This is a genomic window from Streptomyces sp. CA189, assembly GCF_056428985.1.
The window spans coordinates 22,479-38,731 of sequence record NZ_JBWJVM010000081.1; the positions used below are offsets into that span (position 1 = coordinate 22,479).

Below are 16,253 nucleotides of genomic sequence, written 5' to 3' on the forward strand. Positions count from 1 at the left end.
TCTTGCTGGTCACCGGCGTTGCCCGCGCCTTATTTTCCGGCGTCGCCTACCGTCGAAACATGAGCGGCATCGTCGTTGTGTACGAGCTCGACCAGCCGGGGGCGGGATCCGTCCGCCGGGTGCACGCCGCGCCCACCGCCCCCGGAGGCGGCTCCGAGCGCGGCCCGCGGACCATGTGCGGCAAGGACACCTTCGCCATGGAAACGGCCGACTGGAAGCCGTCCGAACATCCGGACGCCTGGTGCCCGCCGGAGTACGCCGACGCGGCGTGCCCCGGCTGTGAGGCGGTGATGAGCGAGGACTAGGCCGCGACACCCTCCGCGATCGGCCGGTGCGATCAGCGGGGGCGATCGGCGGCCCCAAGGGTGATGACGTATCCATCATGACAGGTCAGAGGCCGTTTTCGTAGGACGGACGGCACAGCCGATCAGCCTTGTCCGGGGCCCTGCGCGGCTCACAGAATCTCCCTCATGAATCCCACGGAGAACATCAATCACGACGCCGTGCTGCGAGCCCGGGTGGCCCTCCTCGGATCGGGCACGCTGCCCGTCCGGGAGCGGGTGGCCGCCTATCGCGTCCTCGTCCGGGTGAGTCCGTTGGCCTATCTGCCCCTGCTGGCGGCCGCGTTGTTCGCGTACAGCCGTCAGGAGTTCGCCCACCGGCCCGGGATAGCGCTTGCCCTGCGTGCCGAGTCCGTCGCCGCCGCGCGCCGGATGTGCGCGCTGGAGCCCGAGGAGACCCAGCTGCTCCTCACCTCGCTGGTGCACTACCGCGAACAGCTGCTCCTGATGGAGCGTCCGGAGGAACTGGCCTCCGTGGAGGCGGAGATGACCGCGCTCGCGGCCTCGGGCGGCGGGTCGCTCGGCGTGCGCTGGGACCTCAGCGGAGCGTAGCGGCCAGTTCCGCGATGCGGCCGGGGCCGATGCGGCAGCAGCCGCCGATGAGGCGGGCGCCGGTCCGGCGCCAGGCGGCCGTGGGCCAGGGGACGGGGGTGGCCGGGGCCCGCCAGGTGCCGGTCGCCGCCTCCCACGCCGAGCCGTCGTTGGGATACGCCAGCAGCGGTTTGGCGGTGGCGGCGGCGGCCGCTTCGAGTGCGGGCAGCACCTCGGCGGGGTCGCAGCAGTTCACGCCGACGGCGATGACCTGCGGGGACCCGGCGGCGAGGGCGAAGGCCTCGGGCAGGGGCTGCCCGGCCCGGGTGCGGCCGCCGGCCACCGTGTAGCTCAGCCAGGCGCGGGCGCCGGTCTCCGCGAGGACGGTGAGCAGGGCTTCGGCCTCGGTGGCGTCCGGGACGGTCTCCAGGGCCAGCACGTCGGGGCCCTCGGCGAGCAGCGCCGCGATCCGGGGCCGGTGGAAGTCGGCGAGCTCCCGCACGCCCAGGCCGTACCGGCCCCGGTACTCGGAGCCGTCCGCCAGCACCGCCCCGTACGGGCCCACGGACGCGGCGACCCACACCTCGCGCTCCGCCGCCCGGGCCGCCGCGTCGGCCAGCCGCACGCTGCGCCGCAGCAGGGCCGTCGTGCGCTCCGGGCCGTAGCCGTGCCGGGCGAAGGCGGCGTACCCCACCTGGTAGCTCGCGGTGATCAGCACCTCGGCGCCGGCCCGCGCGTAGGCGGTGTGGGCGGCCGTCACCTGCTCCGGACGCTCGGCGAGGACCCGGCCCGTCCAGAGGCCGCCGGACAGATCGCAGCCCTGGTCGGCGAGCTGGTTGCTCAGCCCGCCGTCCAGGAGCACGGTCCGCCCGCCGGGGCCGGCCAGGGCCTCGGCGAGGGGGCGGGACGCGCGGGGCACGGTCGCCGTCCCCGTCAGCCGAGCTGGGACTGGACCCGGGAGGAGATCAGCTCCAGGTGGTCCAGATCGCCGAGGTCGAGCAGCTGGAGGTAGAGGCGGGAGGAGCCGACCGCCTCGTAGGCGCCGATCCGGTCGACGACCTCGGCCGGGGAGCCCGCCAGGCCGTTGGCCTTGAGCTCCGCCACGTCCCGGCCGATGGCGGCGGCCCGGCGGGCCACCTCGGCGTCGTCCTTGCCCACGCACACGACGAGGGCGTTGGAGTACACGAGGTCGCCGGGCTTGCGGCCGGCCTCCGCGACGGCCGCGCGGACCCGGCCGAACTGCCGCTCGCTGTCCGCGATCGAGGCGAACGGCATGTTGAACTCGTCCGCGTACCGGGCGGCCAGGCGCGGGGTGCGCTTCGCGCCGTGGCCGCCGATCAGGACCGGGATCTTGGCCTGGGCCGGCTTGGGCAGCGCCGGGGAGTTCTCCACCTGGTAGTGGACGCCCGTGTAGTCGAAGGTGGCGCCGGGCTCGGTGGCCCACAGGCCGGTGACGATCTCGAGCTGTTCCTCCAGCCGGGCGAGGCGCTCGGCCGGGAAGGGAATGCCGTACGCCTTGTGCTCCTCCTCGAACCAGCCCGCTCCCAGGCCGAGTTCGATCCGGCCGCCCGACATCTGGTCGACCTGCGCGACCTGGATGGCTAGCACCCCGGGGAGCCGGAAAGTGCCGGCCGTCATCAGCGTGCCCAGCCGGATCCGCTGGGTCTCGCGCGCCAGGCCGGCCAGGGTGATCCAGGCGTCGGTGGGACCGGGCAGCCCGTCGGCCACACCCATGCGCAGGTAGTGGTCCGAGCGGAAGAAGGCTCCGAAGTGGAGCTCTTCGGCGGCCTTGGCGACGCGGAGCAGAGTCTCGTAGCTCGCGCCCTGCTGGGGCTCGGTGAAGATACGGAGGTCCATGTCTCCATCCTGCCCTTTCGGCCCCGGCCGGGTGAATCTGAGTCGGCCGGGCGGTCGCCGCCGCCCGCGCCAGTGACCAGCCCGGATGGGGATCGTTGGCTCGGACGGAGCCGGACCGCCCGGCCCGCGCGCCGGCGGCCATCGCCGGTGCGTCCACCGCCCCCTTCCGCCCCGGAAGGGCCAGGGCCGAGGAGGCCGCCATGTCCCAGGAGTCCGCGCCGGAGATCCGCCGTCAGGACTGTCAGACCGGGCAGGCAGCGCACGACCACGCACGCCAGGAGTCCGCGGTACCCGCCCAGGGCGGCGCGCCGAAGGGCCTGCTGCAGCAGATGGAAGAGCTGATGGCAGCGCTGAACGCCGACCTCTCACAGCTCGACGCCGACCTCCAGTCCTCCACCGATCGCAGCCCCGGCACCGCGCTGCCCCAGGGCGGCCGCACCCGGGAGAGCGAGGACCGCCCGTCCTACCGGTCCTCCTGACCGAACGGGTCCCGTCGCGCGCGGCGGGACCCCACCGACACACCCCGGCACCGGCACACATCGGCACCGGCACACCCCGGCTCAGGCCACTCCGGAGGCGGATCCCCGCTCGCGCACGGCCATCCGCCGCAGGATCGCCCGGACCCGGTCGCTCGACTCGTCGGCCGCGTCTATCGACTCTATGCACTGCCAGTACAGACCCTCGTCGTCCGTCCCGCAGGCCACCCCGACCAGCGCTATGCCCACTTCGCCGAGCAGCGCCTGGAGCCCGAGCAGCGCCTGCCGGACGTCCGTCACCTCGGTCAGCTGCGCCGCCCGGGGCGGTAGATCGGGCGCATAGCCCTCGCCGCGCAGGGCCGCCCGGTCGAGCACCCCGCAGCCTCTGCCCCCCGCTTCACCCAGCCCCCGTGCCTCCGCTCTCAGCTCCGGCGGCCCGGTGACCGCCAGCCAACTCCCTATGCCCTGCGCGAGGGCCTGTGCCTGCCAGGCCTCGCCCACGATGTCCCAAGCAGCCCCGCTCTGCGCCAGCGCGTGCCGGCCGGCTGCGATGAGCCGTACCGCGTCCATATGCCGTCCCCCGTCCGCACGACATCTCGCCGTTCTCTCCACTACCCAGAGTGAGGGCAACGGGCCGGTAAAGCCAGGGGTATTCGGAAATTGTGGACACAAACATGGTTGTGGATAACGCCATCACTCCGAAGAGTGACGATCTGTCCCCGGTGCACCCGGGACGGGGAAGCGCAGCTCGTTCCGCTCGATCTTCGCGGCGAGCGCATCCAGCACATCGACCCCGAGGACCTCACAGAACTGCAGCAGGTAGGCGAGCACGTCGGCCACCTCATCGGCCACTCTGTGTGCGGTGTCCGGCTTCTCCATGACCTTGGCGGACTGTTCCGGCGTCAGCCACTGGAAGATCTCCACCAGTTCGGCCGCCTCGACGCTCAGCGCCACCGCCAGGTTCTTGGGCGTGTGGAAGGGCTCCCACCCGCGCGCCGCCGCGAACTCGGCGAGCCTCCGCTGGAGCCGGTCGATCCGCTCGCCGGCCCCCTTGTCTTCCCCGGTCACTCCACGCTCTTCACTCATGCCCCCAGGTCTACCACCGAGACCCCCGCGACCCCCCGGGCGGCCGTCGCGCAGGCCTCGCCGGCCGAGGCCGCCAGCCTGACCTGCCCGCGCCCGCACGCCAGTACGGCCAGCCGCAGTAGTTCGGCGGTCTGCCGGCCGTCCAGGTCCCGGTCGAAGCCGTCCGCGAGCACCGTCAGAGCCTGTCGCGCGGTGGGAAGTTCGGCCGCCGGATCCACGTCCAGGACCCCCGGCCCGGTCAGCAGCACCAGCGCCAGGGCGAGGAAGCGCAGCTCGCCCGCGCCCAGCCGGGCCAGCTCGGTGGCGGGCCTCCCGGGGCCGCGGTCGAGCAGGCCGGTGACCGGGCCGCCCTCGGGAGCCCGTACGTCCAGTCCGGCCACCCGCCCCGCGCAGCCGGTACGGGCGGCCCCGGTCAGCAGCCCGTACCGGGTGCCGCATTCCAGGCGGGTCCGGCGCAGCACGTCGGCCAGGTTGGCGCAGTCGCCCAGCAGCCGCCCCCGCCCCGGCGCGACCGGCTCCCGCATCCGCTCCGGGCGGGGGTCGCAGGGGAACACCGAGCGCAGCGCGACCACCACTTGCTCGGCGGCGGCCAGCACCCGCCGCTGCCCCTCGGTGGCCCCGGCCACGCGCAGCGGGAGCAGCGCGGTCCCGAGCCGGTCGTCGGGCAGCGGGGCCCGGGTGACCCCGGTGGCCCCGCCCGTCAGCCAGGCCGCCTGGACGGACCGCCGCCCGGGGTCGCGCAGAGCGGTGGCGAGGAGGACCTGCCCGTCCACCGAGAGCCGTTCACCGACGATCCGCAGCGCGGGCTCCGCCTGGACGGCGAGGTCGAGCCGGACCGGCCCGGCGGGGCCGTCGACCGTACAGCCGATCCGGAACCCCCGGCGCCGCTCTGCGTCGGGCACCGCCCCGTCGGGGATCCGGGCCCGCGGATCGGGGAACACCTCCTCCAGGGTGGCCCCGGCACCCAGAGCCGCCAGGGCCGCGTAGGCCTCCAGCGCCTGGGACTTGCCGCTCCCGCTCGGCCCGGCGAAGAGGGTGACGGGACCGAGCGCGAACCGGGCCCGGCGGTGCGTCCCGTAGGCGGAGAGCCGCAACTCGGTGACGGCCGGCCGCAGATGCGCGGCGCCTGCGGCGAGCGGAACCTGGACCGCAGCCGGGGCCGAAGCCTGAGCCGGAACCTGAGCCGAGGCCGAGGCCGAAGCCTGAGCCGGAACCTGAGCCGAGGCCGAGGCCGAGGCCGGGGCCGAGGTCGGGGCCGGGGCCGAGGCCGGGGCCGAGGCCGGCGCGGGCGCCGGGGACGGAACCCGGGCCGACGCAGGCGCCGGAGCCGCGGCCGGAGCCGGAGCCGCGGCCGGAGCCGGGACGCGGACCGCGGCTAACCCCGGGCCGGCGGGCACGGCCGGAGCCGCGGAAGTGGCGGGCGCGGCGGGAGGCGTGGAAGCCGAAGGCCCGGTCAGCGCGGCGGGAGGCGTGGAGGGAGTCGTCGGTACGGCAAGGCGCGAGGTCATGCGCGGGACGGTACGGGCCGTCGGACCCCCCGTGGGTCCGGCGAACCGTTCCGCCCGCGGGCACTTCCTACGATCGGGGGACGACCGCGGCCGCGATCCCCTCCACCTCGGTCCCGACGGGCGCCAGCAGGAAGACGTTCCGGTCGACCCGGTGCATCCCGCTGCCCAGCCCGAAGACCACGCCACTGCTGAAGTCCAGGATGCGCTTGGCCACTTCGCCGTCCGCACCCGTGAGGTCCAGCAGCACCGGGATCTGCGCGATCAGGTACTCCGCCACCTCCCGCGCGTCCGCGAAGACCTGGACCCGGATCACCACGAAGCGCCGCTGCTCCGCCGCGGACGCCCCCGGAACCGTGGGGATCGTGCGGTGATCCACCCGGGAGGGCCACTCGTTGCGGCTCCGCAGGGGGACCACCTGCGCGAGCCCCTCCCACTGTTCGTCGGTGACGTCGTACCTGCTCACCAGGCCGCCTCGGCCTTGCGCTTCATGTGCATCCCCCCATCCTCTCGCGTTTCACCCGTTCAGCCCAACACCGACACGAGGCAGCCGAGACGCCCCGCCGACCGCCCCCGTCTACCCCTCACGCACCGAGTAGGTTAGGTTAGGCATACCTAAGTACGTGCCATCTCGCCACTCGGGACGACGGAGATCCACATGCACCTGCCCCTGCCGCTGCCCACCGACGCCGAGCGGGTCCGGTCCGTCCTGGCCGCCGCCCACTCCATGACCGTCGTCACCGACGGGCAGCGCACGGAGATCCGCCACCTCGACGGCACCGATCCCCTCGGCCGGCTGCACCTGCACCCCGCCGAGCCGGGCGGCCGCGCAGAGCACCGCCCCGCGATCCGGCTGGAGTTCACGGACATCGCGCCCACTCCCGTACGGGACCGCGTGCGCGCCCGGGTCACCCTCGTCGGGCGCCTGCTCACCCCTTACACCGACGGGGGCGCCGAGGGCTCCGACTCCACCTGCGTGGAGTTCGGCCGGGCCGTCCTGGAAACCGCCGACGGCGCCCGCTCGTACGTCGGCCTCGACGAGCTGGACGCGGCCCGCCCCGACCCGCTCGCCCCCTACGAGGCCGGGATGCTCACCCACCTCCTCGACGACCACGCCGAACTCGTCACCCTCCTCCTGCGCCTGGTCCGGCCGCAGCCGTCGGCGGGCCCGGGGGCCGAGCCCGCCGTCCTGCGCGCGCTGCCCCTCGCCATGGACCGGTACGGGATCACCCTGCGCCTGGAGGAACGCCGCGGCCACCGCGACGTACGGATCCCCTTCCCCTCCCCGCTCGACGACGTGGAGCAGTCCGGGGCACAGATCCAGGCCCTGTTCAGCGCGGCCCGGCGCAGCTCGCACCGCAATACGCTGCCCGCCTGAACGGCCCTCCACGGAACGGGTGATTCCGGAAAAAGGGCCCCTCGGGCTCGGAATACGGGCGCCGGGACCCCCGTTGGGGATGATCATGAAGGCAATCACATACACCGCATACGGAACGCCTGACATCCTCACCCTCACCGAGGTTCCGGAGCCCAAGGTCGCTCCGGGCGAGGTCCTCGTCCGCGTCAAGGCCACCGGCGTGAACCCGGTGGACTGGAAGCTCGCCTCCGGGTACCTCGACTCGATCCTGGAAGTCCGCTACCCGGTCATACCCGGCTGGGACGTCGCCGGCGTGGTCGAGGCGGTCGGCGAGGACACCTTCGACTACGCCGTCGGCGACGAGGTCTACGGCTACGTCCGCAAGGAGTGGGTGGAGCTGGGCACTTACGCCGAGCTGGTCTCCGCCCCCGTCCGCACCCTCGCCCGCAAGCCGCGCGAGCTGACCTTCGAGCAGGCCGCCGGCATCCCGCTGGCCGGGCTCACCGCCCTGCAGTCGCTCACCCGCGTGGACCTGAAGGCGGGCGAGACCGTACTCATCCACTCCGCCGCCGGCGGCACCGGCTCCTTCGGCGTGCAGATCGCCGTCGCGCTCGGCCTGCGCGTCATCGGCACGGCCGGCGCGCACAACCACGACTACCTGCGCTCGCTCGGCGCCGAGCCGGTCCTGTACGGCGAGGGCTTCGCCGACCGGGTCCGCGAGCTGGCGCCCGAAGGGGTGGATGCCGCCCTGGACTTCTTCGGCGACGACGTCATCCCGGCACTCCAGTCCCTGGTCAAGGAGCGGCACCAGGTGGTGTCCATCGCCGACTACAACGCGGCCGCCCAGGGCGCGCATCAGCTGTGGGTCCGCCCGGACACCGCCGACCTGACCTTCCTGGCCGAGCTCGCGGACGAGGGCAAGCTCACGGTCAACGTGGAGCACGCCCTGCCGCTCGCCGAGGCGGCGAAGGCCTGGGAACTGAGCGCCACGGGCCGCACCCGCGGCAAGATCGTCCTCACGGTCTGACCCGGGGCCCTGCCCCCGCCCGGCCGCCGCACACGGACGTGCCGCCGGAGCATTCCACTCCGGCGGCACGTGTTCGCGTAGGCGAGTTCCCGTAGGCGAGTCCCCGTACGCGGATCCCCGTACGCGACGCGTCCCCTCGCTCAGGAGGTGATCGGCGGCGCCGTCCCGCCGCCGCCCGCCGGGCCGAGCGAGGGGCCGACCGCCCGCAGGGCGCCCGTCCGCGTCGGTCAGCAGCGCGGAGACGGGGCTGTGGTCCAGGATCCGGACCCCAGCGCGGCGGATCCGGATGCGCATGTGGCGCATGCACGGCCCTGATGGCCGTTGCGAAGCGGCCTTCCGCCCGGGCCGACCGGGGATGGGTAACGCCCCTCTGTGGCCAGCTCGTTCATCGTGTACCTCCGTGGATACCCCCCGCCTTCAGGCCGGGGAGGAAGCGGACTCCCGCGGAGCAGGGCAACAAAATGGGATTCGCCGCCATGGTGGATCCCAGTGCTCGGACCCGCAGCTTTGAACTTCACTATCGGTCGCGCTAGTTTGTGAGGGTGACCGCGAGCCATGTGAAGCGGGCGTTCAAGTACCGCTTCTATCCGACCGATGCGCAGGCAGCCGAGCTGTCGCGTACGTTCGGGTGCGTGCGGAAGGTCTACAACATGGCGCTCGCCGCCCGCACGGAGGCATGGACGCGGCAGGAGCGGGTCAACTACAACCAGACCTCCGCCATGCTGACCGTGTGGAAGAAGACAGAGGAACTGGCCTTCTTGAACGAGGTCTCCTCCGTTCCGCTCCAGCAAGCACTCCGGCACTTGCAGGTGGCGTTCACCAGCTTCTTCGGGAAGCGGGCCAAGTACCCCCGCTTCAAGTCTCGGAAGAAGTCCCGGAAGTCCGCCGAGTACACCACGAGCGCGTTCCGGTTCCGGGGCGGGAAGCTGACGCTTGCCAAGATGCGTGAGCCGCTCGACATCCGTTGGTCGAGGACCCCTCCCGAGGGCGCGAGCCCTTCGACGGTGACCGTTTCGCAGGACGCGGCGGGGCGCTGGTTCGTGTCCTTGCTATGCGAAGACGCCAGTGTCAAGCCGCTCCCGAAGACGGATACGGCAGTCGGTGTCGACGTCGGACTGGATCACCTCCTGACCCTCTCTACCGGGGAGAAGATTGCCAACCCCCGGCACGAGCGTCGTGACCGCACGGCGCTGGCCAAGGCTCAGCGCCGCTTGGCGAAGAAGACGAAGGGTGATGGAGCCAACCGGCGCAAGGCCAGCCACAAGGTGGCCAAGATCTACGCCCGGATCACCGACCGCAGGCGTGACAACTTGCACCAGCTCACCACTCGACTCGTTCGTGAAAACCAAACGATCGTCATCGAGGACCTGACCGTACGCAACATGGTCAAGAACCGGAAGCTCGCCCGCGCCATTAGTGACGCGGCGTGGGCCGAGTTCCGAAGCATGCTGGAATACAAAGCCCAGTGGTACGGGCGCGAGGTGATCGCCGTGGACCGGTGGTTCCCCTCGTCGAAACTGTGCTCCACCTGCGGCACCTTGGCTGGCAAGATGCCGCTGCACGTCCGCACCTGGACGTGCGACTGCGGCACGACCCACGACCGGGACGTGAACGCCGCAAAGAACCTTCTGGCCGCCGGACGGGCGGTCGCAGCCTGCGGAGCTGGTGTTAGACCTCAACGGAGTTTTCCGGGCGGGCAGTCAGCGATGAAACAGGAAGTCTCACGGCGCGAGCCGTAAGAATCTCCCCCGTTTACGGGGAAGAGCGTCAACCGGTCGTACGTCTCGTCGAGGACTCGGGAACATCCACCGCCGGTCGGCGAGGTACCCCGCCGAACCTTTCGCGGCTCGCCACGGAAGCCTCCCGGGACCCCGCCTTGAGGGCGGCCCCAGGTGGCGGCGGGGCCCCCGCCGACCACGAGCACGTCGGTGACGTGCTCGCTCACGCGCCGGCTCCGAGGGTGGCTCCAGCTGCGGCGTAACGGTTGGCCGGGCGCGCCAGGCCGTAGTTCTCGCGCAGGGTCCGGCCGGTGTACTCGGTGCGGAAGAGCCCGCGGCGCTGCAGGATCGGCACGACCTGGTCGACGAAGTCGGTGAGCCCGGTGGGGAGTACGGGAGCCATGATGTTGAAGCCGTCGGCGGCCCCCTGGGTGAACCACTCCTCCAGCTGGTCGGCGATCTGCTCGGGCGTCCCCGCGAAGACGCGGTGGCCGCGGCCCGCGCCCAGCCGGGCGATCAGCTCGCGCAGGGTGAGTCCCTCGCGGCGGGCGAGCTCGGCGACGAGCGTGAAGCGGCTCTTGTTGCCGTTGACGTCCCGCTCCTCGGGCAGGTCGGGCAGCCCGCCGTCGAGGGGCAGCCCGGTGAGGTCCACGTTCAGCATGTTGGAGAGCTGCGCGAGGCCGTACTCCGGGATCTGGAGCTCGGTGAGCTCCTGTTCCAGGGCCCTGGCCTCGGCCTCGGTGGAACCGATGACGGGGGCGATGCCGGGCAGGACGAGCAACTGGTCCTCGGAGCGGCCGTACTTGGCGAGGCGGGACTTGAGGTCCTTGTAGAAGGTCTGTCCGTCGGCGAGGGTCTGCTGGGCGGTGAAGACGGCCTCGGCGTACTGGGCGGCGAACTCCTTGCCGTCCTCGGAGGACCCGGCCTGCACGAGCAGCGGGTGGCCCTGCGGGGAGCGGGGCACGTTGAGCGGTCCGGCGACGCCGAAGTACTCGCCGCGGTGCGCGGCGGGGTGGAGCTTGTCGGTGTCGGCGTAGATGCCGCGCTCCTTGTCGAGGACGATCGCGTCGTCCTCCCAGCTGTCCCAGAGCTTGGTGGCCACGTCGAGGAACTCCCGGGCGCGGTCGTAGCGGAGGTTGTGCTCCAGGTGCTCCTCGCGGTTGAAGTTGCGGGCCTCGTCGACGCTGCCGGAGGTGACGATGTTCCAGCCGGCGCGGCCGCCGCTGATGTGGTCGAGGGAGGCGAACTTCCGGGCGGTGTTGAAGGGCTCGTTGAAGGTGGTGGAGACGGTGGCGATGAGCCCGATGTGCTCGGTGACGGCGGCGATCGCGGAGAGCAGGGTGAGCGGCTCGAAGCCGCCGACGGCGTTGTAGCGGGCCTTGCCCCAGAGGGCGACCCCGTCGGCGAAGAAGATCGAGTCGAGCCGTCCGCGCTCGGCGGTGCGGGCCAGTTCCTGGAAGTAGCGCAGATCGGTGATCCGCTCGGGGCTGCTGGCCGGGTGGCGCCAGGCGGCGTCGTGGTGCCCGGCGTTCATCAGGAAGGCGTTGAGGTGGAGGGTCCGGGGTGCGGTCATTTCTTGTCCTCGGTGGGGAGTTGGGCGCGCGGCGCCCGCAGGAGTGGTCGTGGCGGGCCGGACGGCCCAAGCGGCGGGAGGCAGGGCGGTCGGGGCCTCAGGACGGGACGCGCCATGTGCTCAGCCGGCGTTCGATCGTGACGAGGACCTGGTTGAAGGCGAGGCCGATCGCGGAGATCGTGACGATGCCCGCGTACATCTGCGGGATCGCGAAGTTGAACTGCGAAGCGTTGATCAGGTAGCCGAGGCCAGCCTTCGCGCCGATCATCTCGGCCGCGACGAGGACCAGGATGGAGACGGCCCCCGCCAGCCGGATGCCCGTGAAGATGACCGGCACCGACGCCGGCAGGATCACCTTCTGGAACAGCTTCGGCGTGGACAGGTCCATCGAGCGCGCCAGCTTCACCAGCGTCGGATCGGCGTTGCCCACGGCGCTGATGGTGTTCAGCAGGATCGGCCAGACGCAGGCGTACACGACGATCGAGACCTTCGAGGTCTCCCCGATGCCCAGCAGCAGGACGAACACCGGCAGCAGCGCGAGCGCCGCCGTGTTGCGGAACACCTCCAGCAGCGGCCCGAGCAGCGCCGCCACCGGCCGGTACCAGCCGATCAGCAGCCCGAGCGGGACCGCGACGGCCACCGCGATGCCGAATCCCCCGAAGGAGCGGGCCAGGCTGGCCTTGCTGTGCTCGGCGAGCTGCCCGTTGCCCAGCAGCTCCCACCAGGCCTTGGCGACCTCGCTCACCGGCGGCAGGAACGTCGCGTCGACCAGCCCCAGCCGCGGCGCCGTCTCCCACAGGGCCAGCAGCGCGAGGAGAGCCGCCGAGCGCAGCGCCACCGCCCGCAGCCCCCGCAGGACGCGCAGGGCCAGGGCCGCGGCCGGTCGCCGTACGGGGGGCCGCGCGGGGGTCCGTACCTCCGGGGGCGCGAGGTCGCGTACGGCTGTCGCCTCGACGTCCGCTTCGACGTAGGCCTCCGCCTCCACCGCTGCTTCCACCGTGGTGCTCATACGGCGACCTCCTCCTTCTCCAGTTGCTGGGCGCGGGCCACCTCGTCGTGGATCAGGGTCCAGATCTCGTGGCGGTAGCGGGCGAACTCCGGGCTGGAGCGCAGGTCTTCACCGGTGGCCCCGGCGGCCCGGTCCCCGAACGACACCGGGACGACCTGCTTGACCCGGCCGGGGCGGGAGGTGATGACGGCCACCCGCTGCCCGAGGTACACGGCCTCTTCGATGCCGTGCGTGATGAACACGATGGTCTTGCCGGTGGCCTGCCAGATCCGGCGCAGTTCGTCCTGGAGGGACTCGCGGGTCTGCGCGTCGAGCGCGGCGAACGGCTCGTCCATCAGCAGTACGTCCGGGTCGTACGCGAGCGAGCGCGCGATGGCGACCCGCTGGCGCATGCCGCCGGACAGTTCGTGCGGGTGCCGGTCCTCGAACCCGGTGAGACCGACGAGGTCCAGGAACTCGCGGGCCCTCGCCGCGCGTTGGCGGCGCGGAACGCCGGTGGCCTCCAGGCCGAACTCGATGTTGCCCAGCGCGGTGCGCCACGGCAGCAGCGCGTACTGCTGGAAGACGATGCCCCGGTCGAGCCCCGGCCCGGTGACCGGCTTGCCGTCGAGAAGGATCCGGCCGGAGGTGGGCGGGGTCAGGCCGCCGAGCAGGTCCAGGAGGGTGGACTTGCCGCAGCCGCTGGGGCCCACGACGACCACGAACTCCCCGGAACCGATCTCCAGGTCGATCCCGTCGAGGGCGGTGAACTCCTCCTTGTTCTTCCTGTTCTTCTTGTCCTTCGTCGGGAAGGTCTTCGTCACGGAGTCGAACACGATCTTCGCCATGGCAGCCGGTCAGCCCTTCCCGTGTCCGTTGAACTCGTTGGTGTAGAGGTCGGCCGCCTTGAGCTGGCCCTTCTTGATCTCGCCCCGGTCGCCGAGCCAGTCGAGCCAGAGCTGGAACTCCTTGTCCTCGATCCGGCCGCCCTTCTCGGCGACTCCGTAGGAGCGCCAGAACTGCAGGGTCGCCGTGTCCTCGTTGCGGCCGCGCCTCTTGACGATCTCCGTCATCCGCGCGATGACCTCCTCGCGGGGAGTGGTGCGGGACCAGTCGATGGCCTTGGCCACCCCGGTCACGAACGTCCGTACGGTGTCCGGGTTCTGCTTGATGAAGCGCTCGGTCATGATGTAGGTCCCGGCGCTGAACGGGCCGAGCAGTTCCACGTCGGTGAACAGCGGACGGATGCCGCCGGTCGCGAGGGCCTTGTCGCGCAGGACTCCGGTGAGGACCCCGACCTCGATCTGCTTCTGCCGCAGCGACTGTTCGGTGTTGACGGGCGGAACCACGAGGGGCTCGACCTTGGCCGCGTCCTCCTTGGAGAGACCGCCCCGGCTCAGGTAGATGTCGAGCAGGGCCTGGTAGTGGGCGCCCAGGGTGTTCATGCCGACCTTCTTGCCGATCAGGTCGCGGGCGGAGCGGATCGGGCTGTCCTCCAGTACGTAGTAGCCGCCGTAGGAGTACTGGTCGGAGCCGTAGGAGGAGACGACGGCCTTGATCGGGGCCTTGGTGGAGGCGAGCTTGATGACCGCGCCGTTGAAGGCGCTGCCGAAGTGGGTCTGGCCGGTGGCGGCGGTCTGGATGTCCTGCGGGCCGCTGGTGGTGTTGCCGACCCAGTCCAGGGTGACATCGCCGAGGTAGCCGAGGTCGGCGGCCAGCTCGGGGAGGGTGACCGCGCCGACGGCGCCCTGGTACTTCAGGGAGGTGATCTGCTCGCCACCGGAGCCGCCGCTGGCGGTCGCCGTCCCGCAGCTCACCGCGGCCGCCGAGATGCCGAGCAGGGTGAGGAACTGGCGTCGGGAGGTACGGGTGGTGGTGAAAGCTGCGGACATCGCGATTCCTTGTCGATCCGGGTCGGGCGGGTAGGGCGGGTAGGGCGGTTTCTTCCGTACGGAGATCAGCGCGCGGTGGCGAGCCCGACGGCCTGAGCTGCGCGCAGGGCCTCGGCGAACTCGTCGACGGCCTGGTACAGGTCCAGCTCCGCCTCCGGCCGCAGCCGGTCCGGGCCGGCCCCGCGCTCGACGGTGGAGTCCAGGACGAAGCGGCCGGCGGTGACGTGCCGGGCGCCGAGCGCGGCGAGGACCGGGCGCAGGGCGTAGTCGATGGTCAGGACGTGGGCGAGGCTGCCGCCGGTGGCCAGCGGGAACACGGTCTTCCCGGCCAGCCCGTCCTGCGGGAGCAGGTCGAGGAAGGCCTTGAGCAGCCCGGTGTACGAGGCCTTGTAGACGGGCGTCGCGATGACGATCCCGTCGGCTTCGGCGACGGCTTCGAGGGCCCGGCGGATCTCCGGCTCGCCGCGGCGGGCGGCGAGCAGATCGGCGGCGGGGAGCTCCCGGACGGCGAGCTGCGCGGTCTCGAACCCGGCGTGGTTCAGGCGGCGCAGCACGTGATCGGCGACCACGTCGGTACGGGAGTGGACGGACGGACTGCCGGTGAGGGCGAGCAGCTTGGGCACGGAGCGCTCCTTGGCTTACGGGGGGGCGGGTCGGGTCGGGACCGGTCGGCGTCTGTCTTCGCCCGTCGGCTCAGGCTTCGGAGGCTTCGGAGGCTTCGGAGGTGGACGCTCCGGAGGCGATGCCGAAGGCCGGGTCCGGCACGGTCTCCGGGCTGATCAGCCGGGACGGGACCCCGTCCGGACCGACCGGGACGTCGCCGTCGACCGTCACGCGGCGCAGGGTGCGCTCGTGGTCGTCGGAGTCGTCGACGCCGTAGTGCTGGGTGGCGCGGTTGTCCCAGATCGCAACGTCACCGGCCTGCCACTGCCAGCGGACGGTGTTCTCGGGGAGCTCGATGTGGGCCTGGAAGAGGTCCTGGAGGAGGCGCGAGTCGCGGCCGGTGAGCCCGTTGATCCGCTGGACGAAGTTGCCGAGCAGCAGGGTGCGTTCGCCGGTCTCGGGGTGGACCCGGACCACCGGGTGCTCGGTGAGGAACTTGGTCGAGGTGAACACCTCGCGGTACTGGGCGAGCGCCTCGGGAAGGGCTTCGGGCTTCAGGGCCGCGTAGTCGTACTCGTTGGAGTGCACGGCGCGCAGGCTGTCGGCGAGGACGCGCAGCGGCTCGGGCAGGCCGGCGTAGGCGGTGGCCGTGTTGGCCCAGAGGGTGTTGCCCCCGTACGGGGGGATGGTGACGGCGCGCAGGATGGAGAAGGCGGGGTAGGCGGGGACGAAGGTGACGTCCGTGTGCCACTGGTTGGCACGGGCTCCGTGGTGGGAGTCGATGCCGAGCGCGTAACGCCCGTCGGCGGAGGGCACGGTGGGGTGCGCGACGGGCGCGCCGAGCAGTTGGGCGAAAGCCTCGTGCCCGTCTGCGTCGAGATGGTCCTGACCCCGGAAGAAGACGACCTTGTGAACGAGCAGCGCGGCCCGGATCCCGGCGACGACCTCGGCCTCGAGCTCGCCGCCGAGCCGGACCCCGCCGATCTCGGCGCCCATGCGGCCGCCGATCTTGGTGACGGTGAGGTCGGTGCGGGTGGCAGTGGACATGATGGGCTCCTTATTTATTTCCGGAGAGGAAGAAATGAGGGGAAGCGAGAACGAGGGAGGTCCGACCCGGTCGGGCGGACTGCGGACGAACGGGGTGGACGGGGGCGGGCCGGCAGGCGGCCGGATCAGGCGGACGGCGACGTTCAACGGGCGCTGACCCGGCGGGAGTTGACCCGGCGCGCGGCGAGCCCTGACGGGCGGGGCCCGGCGGGCAGCGGATTCGGCGGGCATCGACCCGACGGGGGGGGTGGG

At 72.1% G+C, this 16,253-nt stretch carries 18 protein-coding genes; 6 read left to right on the forward strand and 12 right to left on the reverse strand.

From position 1 onward, the window contains the following. Positions 1-59: 59 nt before the first annotated feature. A complete protein-coding gene (locus AC061S_RS36980; RefSeq protein WP_478690255.1) occupies positions 60-305 on the forward strand; it encodes a hypothetical protein in 246 nt (81 codons plus the stop codon). Positions 306-470: 165 nt separating this feature from the next. After that, a complete protein-coding gene (locus tag AC061S_RS36985) occupies positions 471-893 on the forward strand; it encodes a hypothetical protein (protein WP_478690256.1) in 423 nt (140 codons plus the stop codon). Here the strand turns inward: AC061S_RS36985 and mmuM are convergent. Both mmuM and AC061S_RS36995 read right to left on the reverse strand, forming a co-directional pair. Continuing rightward, the gene (mmuM, locus tag AC061S_RS36990; protein WP_478690257.1) at positions 880-1,791 is read right to left on the reverse strand and encodes a homocysteine S-methyltransferase; all 912 of its coding nucleotides are present in this window, start codon (positions 1,789-1,791) and stop codon (positions 880-882) included. The genes AC061S_RS36985 and mmuM overlap by 14 nt on opposite strands. Positions 1,792-1,805: 14 nt before the next feature. Next, the gene (locus AC061S_RS36995; RefSeq protein ID WP_478690258.1) at positions 1,806-2,729 is read right to left on the reverse strand and encodes an LLM class F420-dependent oxidoreductase; all 924 of its coding nucleotides are present in this window, start codon (positions 2,727-2,729) and stop codon (positions 1,806-1,808) included. A gap of 200 nt (positions 2,730-2,929) precedes the next feature. On the opposite strand from AC061S_RS36995, the gene AC061S_RS37000 reads away from it, so the two are divergent. Beyond that, on the forward strand, positions 2,930-3,208 hold the full coding sequence (locus AC061S_RS37000; protein ID WP_478690259.1) for a hypothetical protein: 279 nt from the start codon (positions 2,930-2,932) through the stop codon (positions 3,206-3,208). Positions 3,209-3,289: 81 nt separating this feature from the next. Here AC061S_RS37000 and AC061S_RS37005 read toward each other — a convergent pair whose 3' ends face one another. The 4 genes from AC061S_RS37005 to AC061S_RS37020 all read right to left on the reverse strand — a co-directional run bounded on the left by AC061S_RS37005 (position 3,290) and on the right by AC061S_RS37020 (position 6,262). Further along, complete coding sequence (locus AC061S_RS37005) at positions 3,290-3,775, reverse strand: DUF6099 family protein (protein WP_478690260.1); 486 nt, start codon at positions 3,773-3,775, stop codon at positions 3,290-3,292. Between the two features lie 123 nt (positions 3,776-3,898). Continuing rightward, complete coding sequence (locus tag AC061S_RS37010) at positions 3,899-4,291, reverse strand: nucleotide pyrophosphohydrolase (protein ID WP_478690261.1); 393 nt, start codon at positions 4,289-4,291, stop codon at positions 3,899-3,901. Beyond that, positions 4,288-5,799: an AAA family ATPase gene (locus AC061S_RS37015; protein ID WP_478690262.1), complete on the reverse strand. Its 1,512-nt coding sequence runs from the start codon at positions 5,797-5,799 to the stop codon at positions 4,288-4,290. Before AC061S_RS37015 ends, AC061S_RS37010 begins: the two co-directional genes overlap by 4 nt. 67 nt (positions 5,800-5,866) lie before the next feature. Beyond that, positions 5,867-6,262 (reverse strand): cell division protein SepF, encoded by a 396-nt coding sequence (locus tag AC061S_RS37020; protein ID WP_215026310.1) that lies wholly within the window; start codon positions 6,260-6,262, stop codon positions 5,867-5,869. 192 nt (positions 6,263-6,454) lie between these two features. On the opposite strand from AC061S_RS37020, the gene AC061S_RS37025 reads away from it, so the two are divergent. From AC061S_RS37025 to AC061S_RS37035, 3 genes are all read left to right on the forward strand, one after another. Continuing rightward, a complete protein-coding gene (locus AC061S_RS37025) occupies positions 6,455-7,174 on the forward strand; it encodes a DUF2470 domain-containing protein (protein ID WP_478690263.1) in 720 nt (239 codons plus the stop codon). A gap of 85 nt (positions 7,175-7,259) precedes the next feature. Further along, positions 7,260-8,180 carry an NADP-dependent oxidoreductase gene (locus AC061S_RS37030; RefSeq protein ID WP_478690264.1) on the forward strand — a complete coding sequence of 307 codons (921 nt, stop codon included), beginning with the start codon at positions 7,260-7,262 and terminating at the stop codon, positions 8,178-8,180. A 542-nt stretch (positions 8,181-8,722) separates the two neighbouring features. Beyond that, on the forward strand, positions 8,723-9,919 hold the full coding sequence (locus tag AC061S_RS37035; RefSeq protein ID WP_478690265.1) for an RNA-guided endonuclease InsQ/TnpB family protein: 1,197 nt from the start codon (positions 8,723-8,725) through the stop codon (positions 9,917-9,919). A 202-nt stretch (positions 9,920-10,121) separates the two neighbouring features. Here AC061S_RS37035 and AC061S_RS37040 read toward each other — a convergent pair whose 3' ends face one another. The 6 genes from AC061S_RS37040 to AC061S_RS37065 form a co-directional block, all read right to left on the reverse strand. After that, the gene (locus AC061S_RS37040) at positions 10,122-11,471 is read right to left on the reverse strand and encodes an LLM class flavin-dependent oxidoreductase (RefSeq protein ID WP_478690266.1); all 1,350 of its coding nucleotides are present in this window, start codon (positions 11,469-11,471) and stop codon (positions 10,122-10,124) included. A gap of 97 nt (positions 11,472-11,568) precedes the next feature. After that, entirely contained in the window at positions 11,569-12,480 is a 912-nt protein-coding gene (locus AC061S_RS37045) for an ABC transporter permease (protein ID WP_478690267.1), read from the reverse strand. After that, positions 12,477-13,307, reverse strand: a complete 831-nt coding sequence (locus AC061S_RS37050; RefSeq protein WP_478690268.1) for an ABC transporter ATP-binding protein — start codon at positions 13,305-13,307, stop codon at positions 12,477-12,479. The genes AC061S_RS37045 and AC061S_RS37050 overlap by 4 nt, the downstream gene beginning before the upstream one ends. A 9-nt stretch (positions 13,308-13,316) precedes the next feature. Beyond that, on the reverse strand, positions 13,317-14,351 hold the full coding sequence (locus tag AC061S_RS37055; protein ID WP_478690269.1) for an ABC transporter substrate-binding protein: 1,035 nt from the start codon (positions 14,349-14,351) through the stop codon (positions 13,317-13,319). A 65-nt stretch (positions 14,352-14,416) separates the two neighbouring features. Further along, entirely contained in the window at positions 14,417-14,974 is a 558-nt protein-coding gene (gene ssuE, locus AC061S_RS37060; protein WP_478690270.1) for an NADPH-dependent FMN reductase, read from the reverse strand. Positions 14,975-15,044: 70 nt separating this feature from the next. Further along, entirely contained in the window at positions 15,045-16,001 is a 957-nt protein-coding gene (locus AC061S_RS37065; protein WP_478690271.1) for a TauD/TfdA dioxygenase family protein, read from the reverse strand. Between the last annotated feature and the right edge of the window lie 252 nt (positions 16,002-16,253).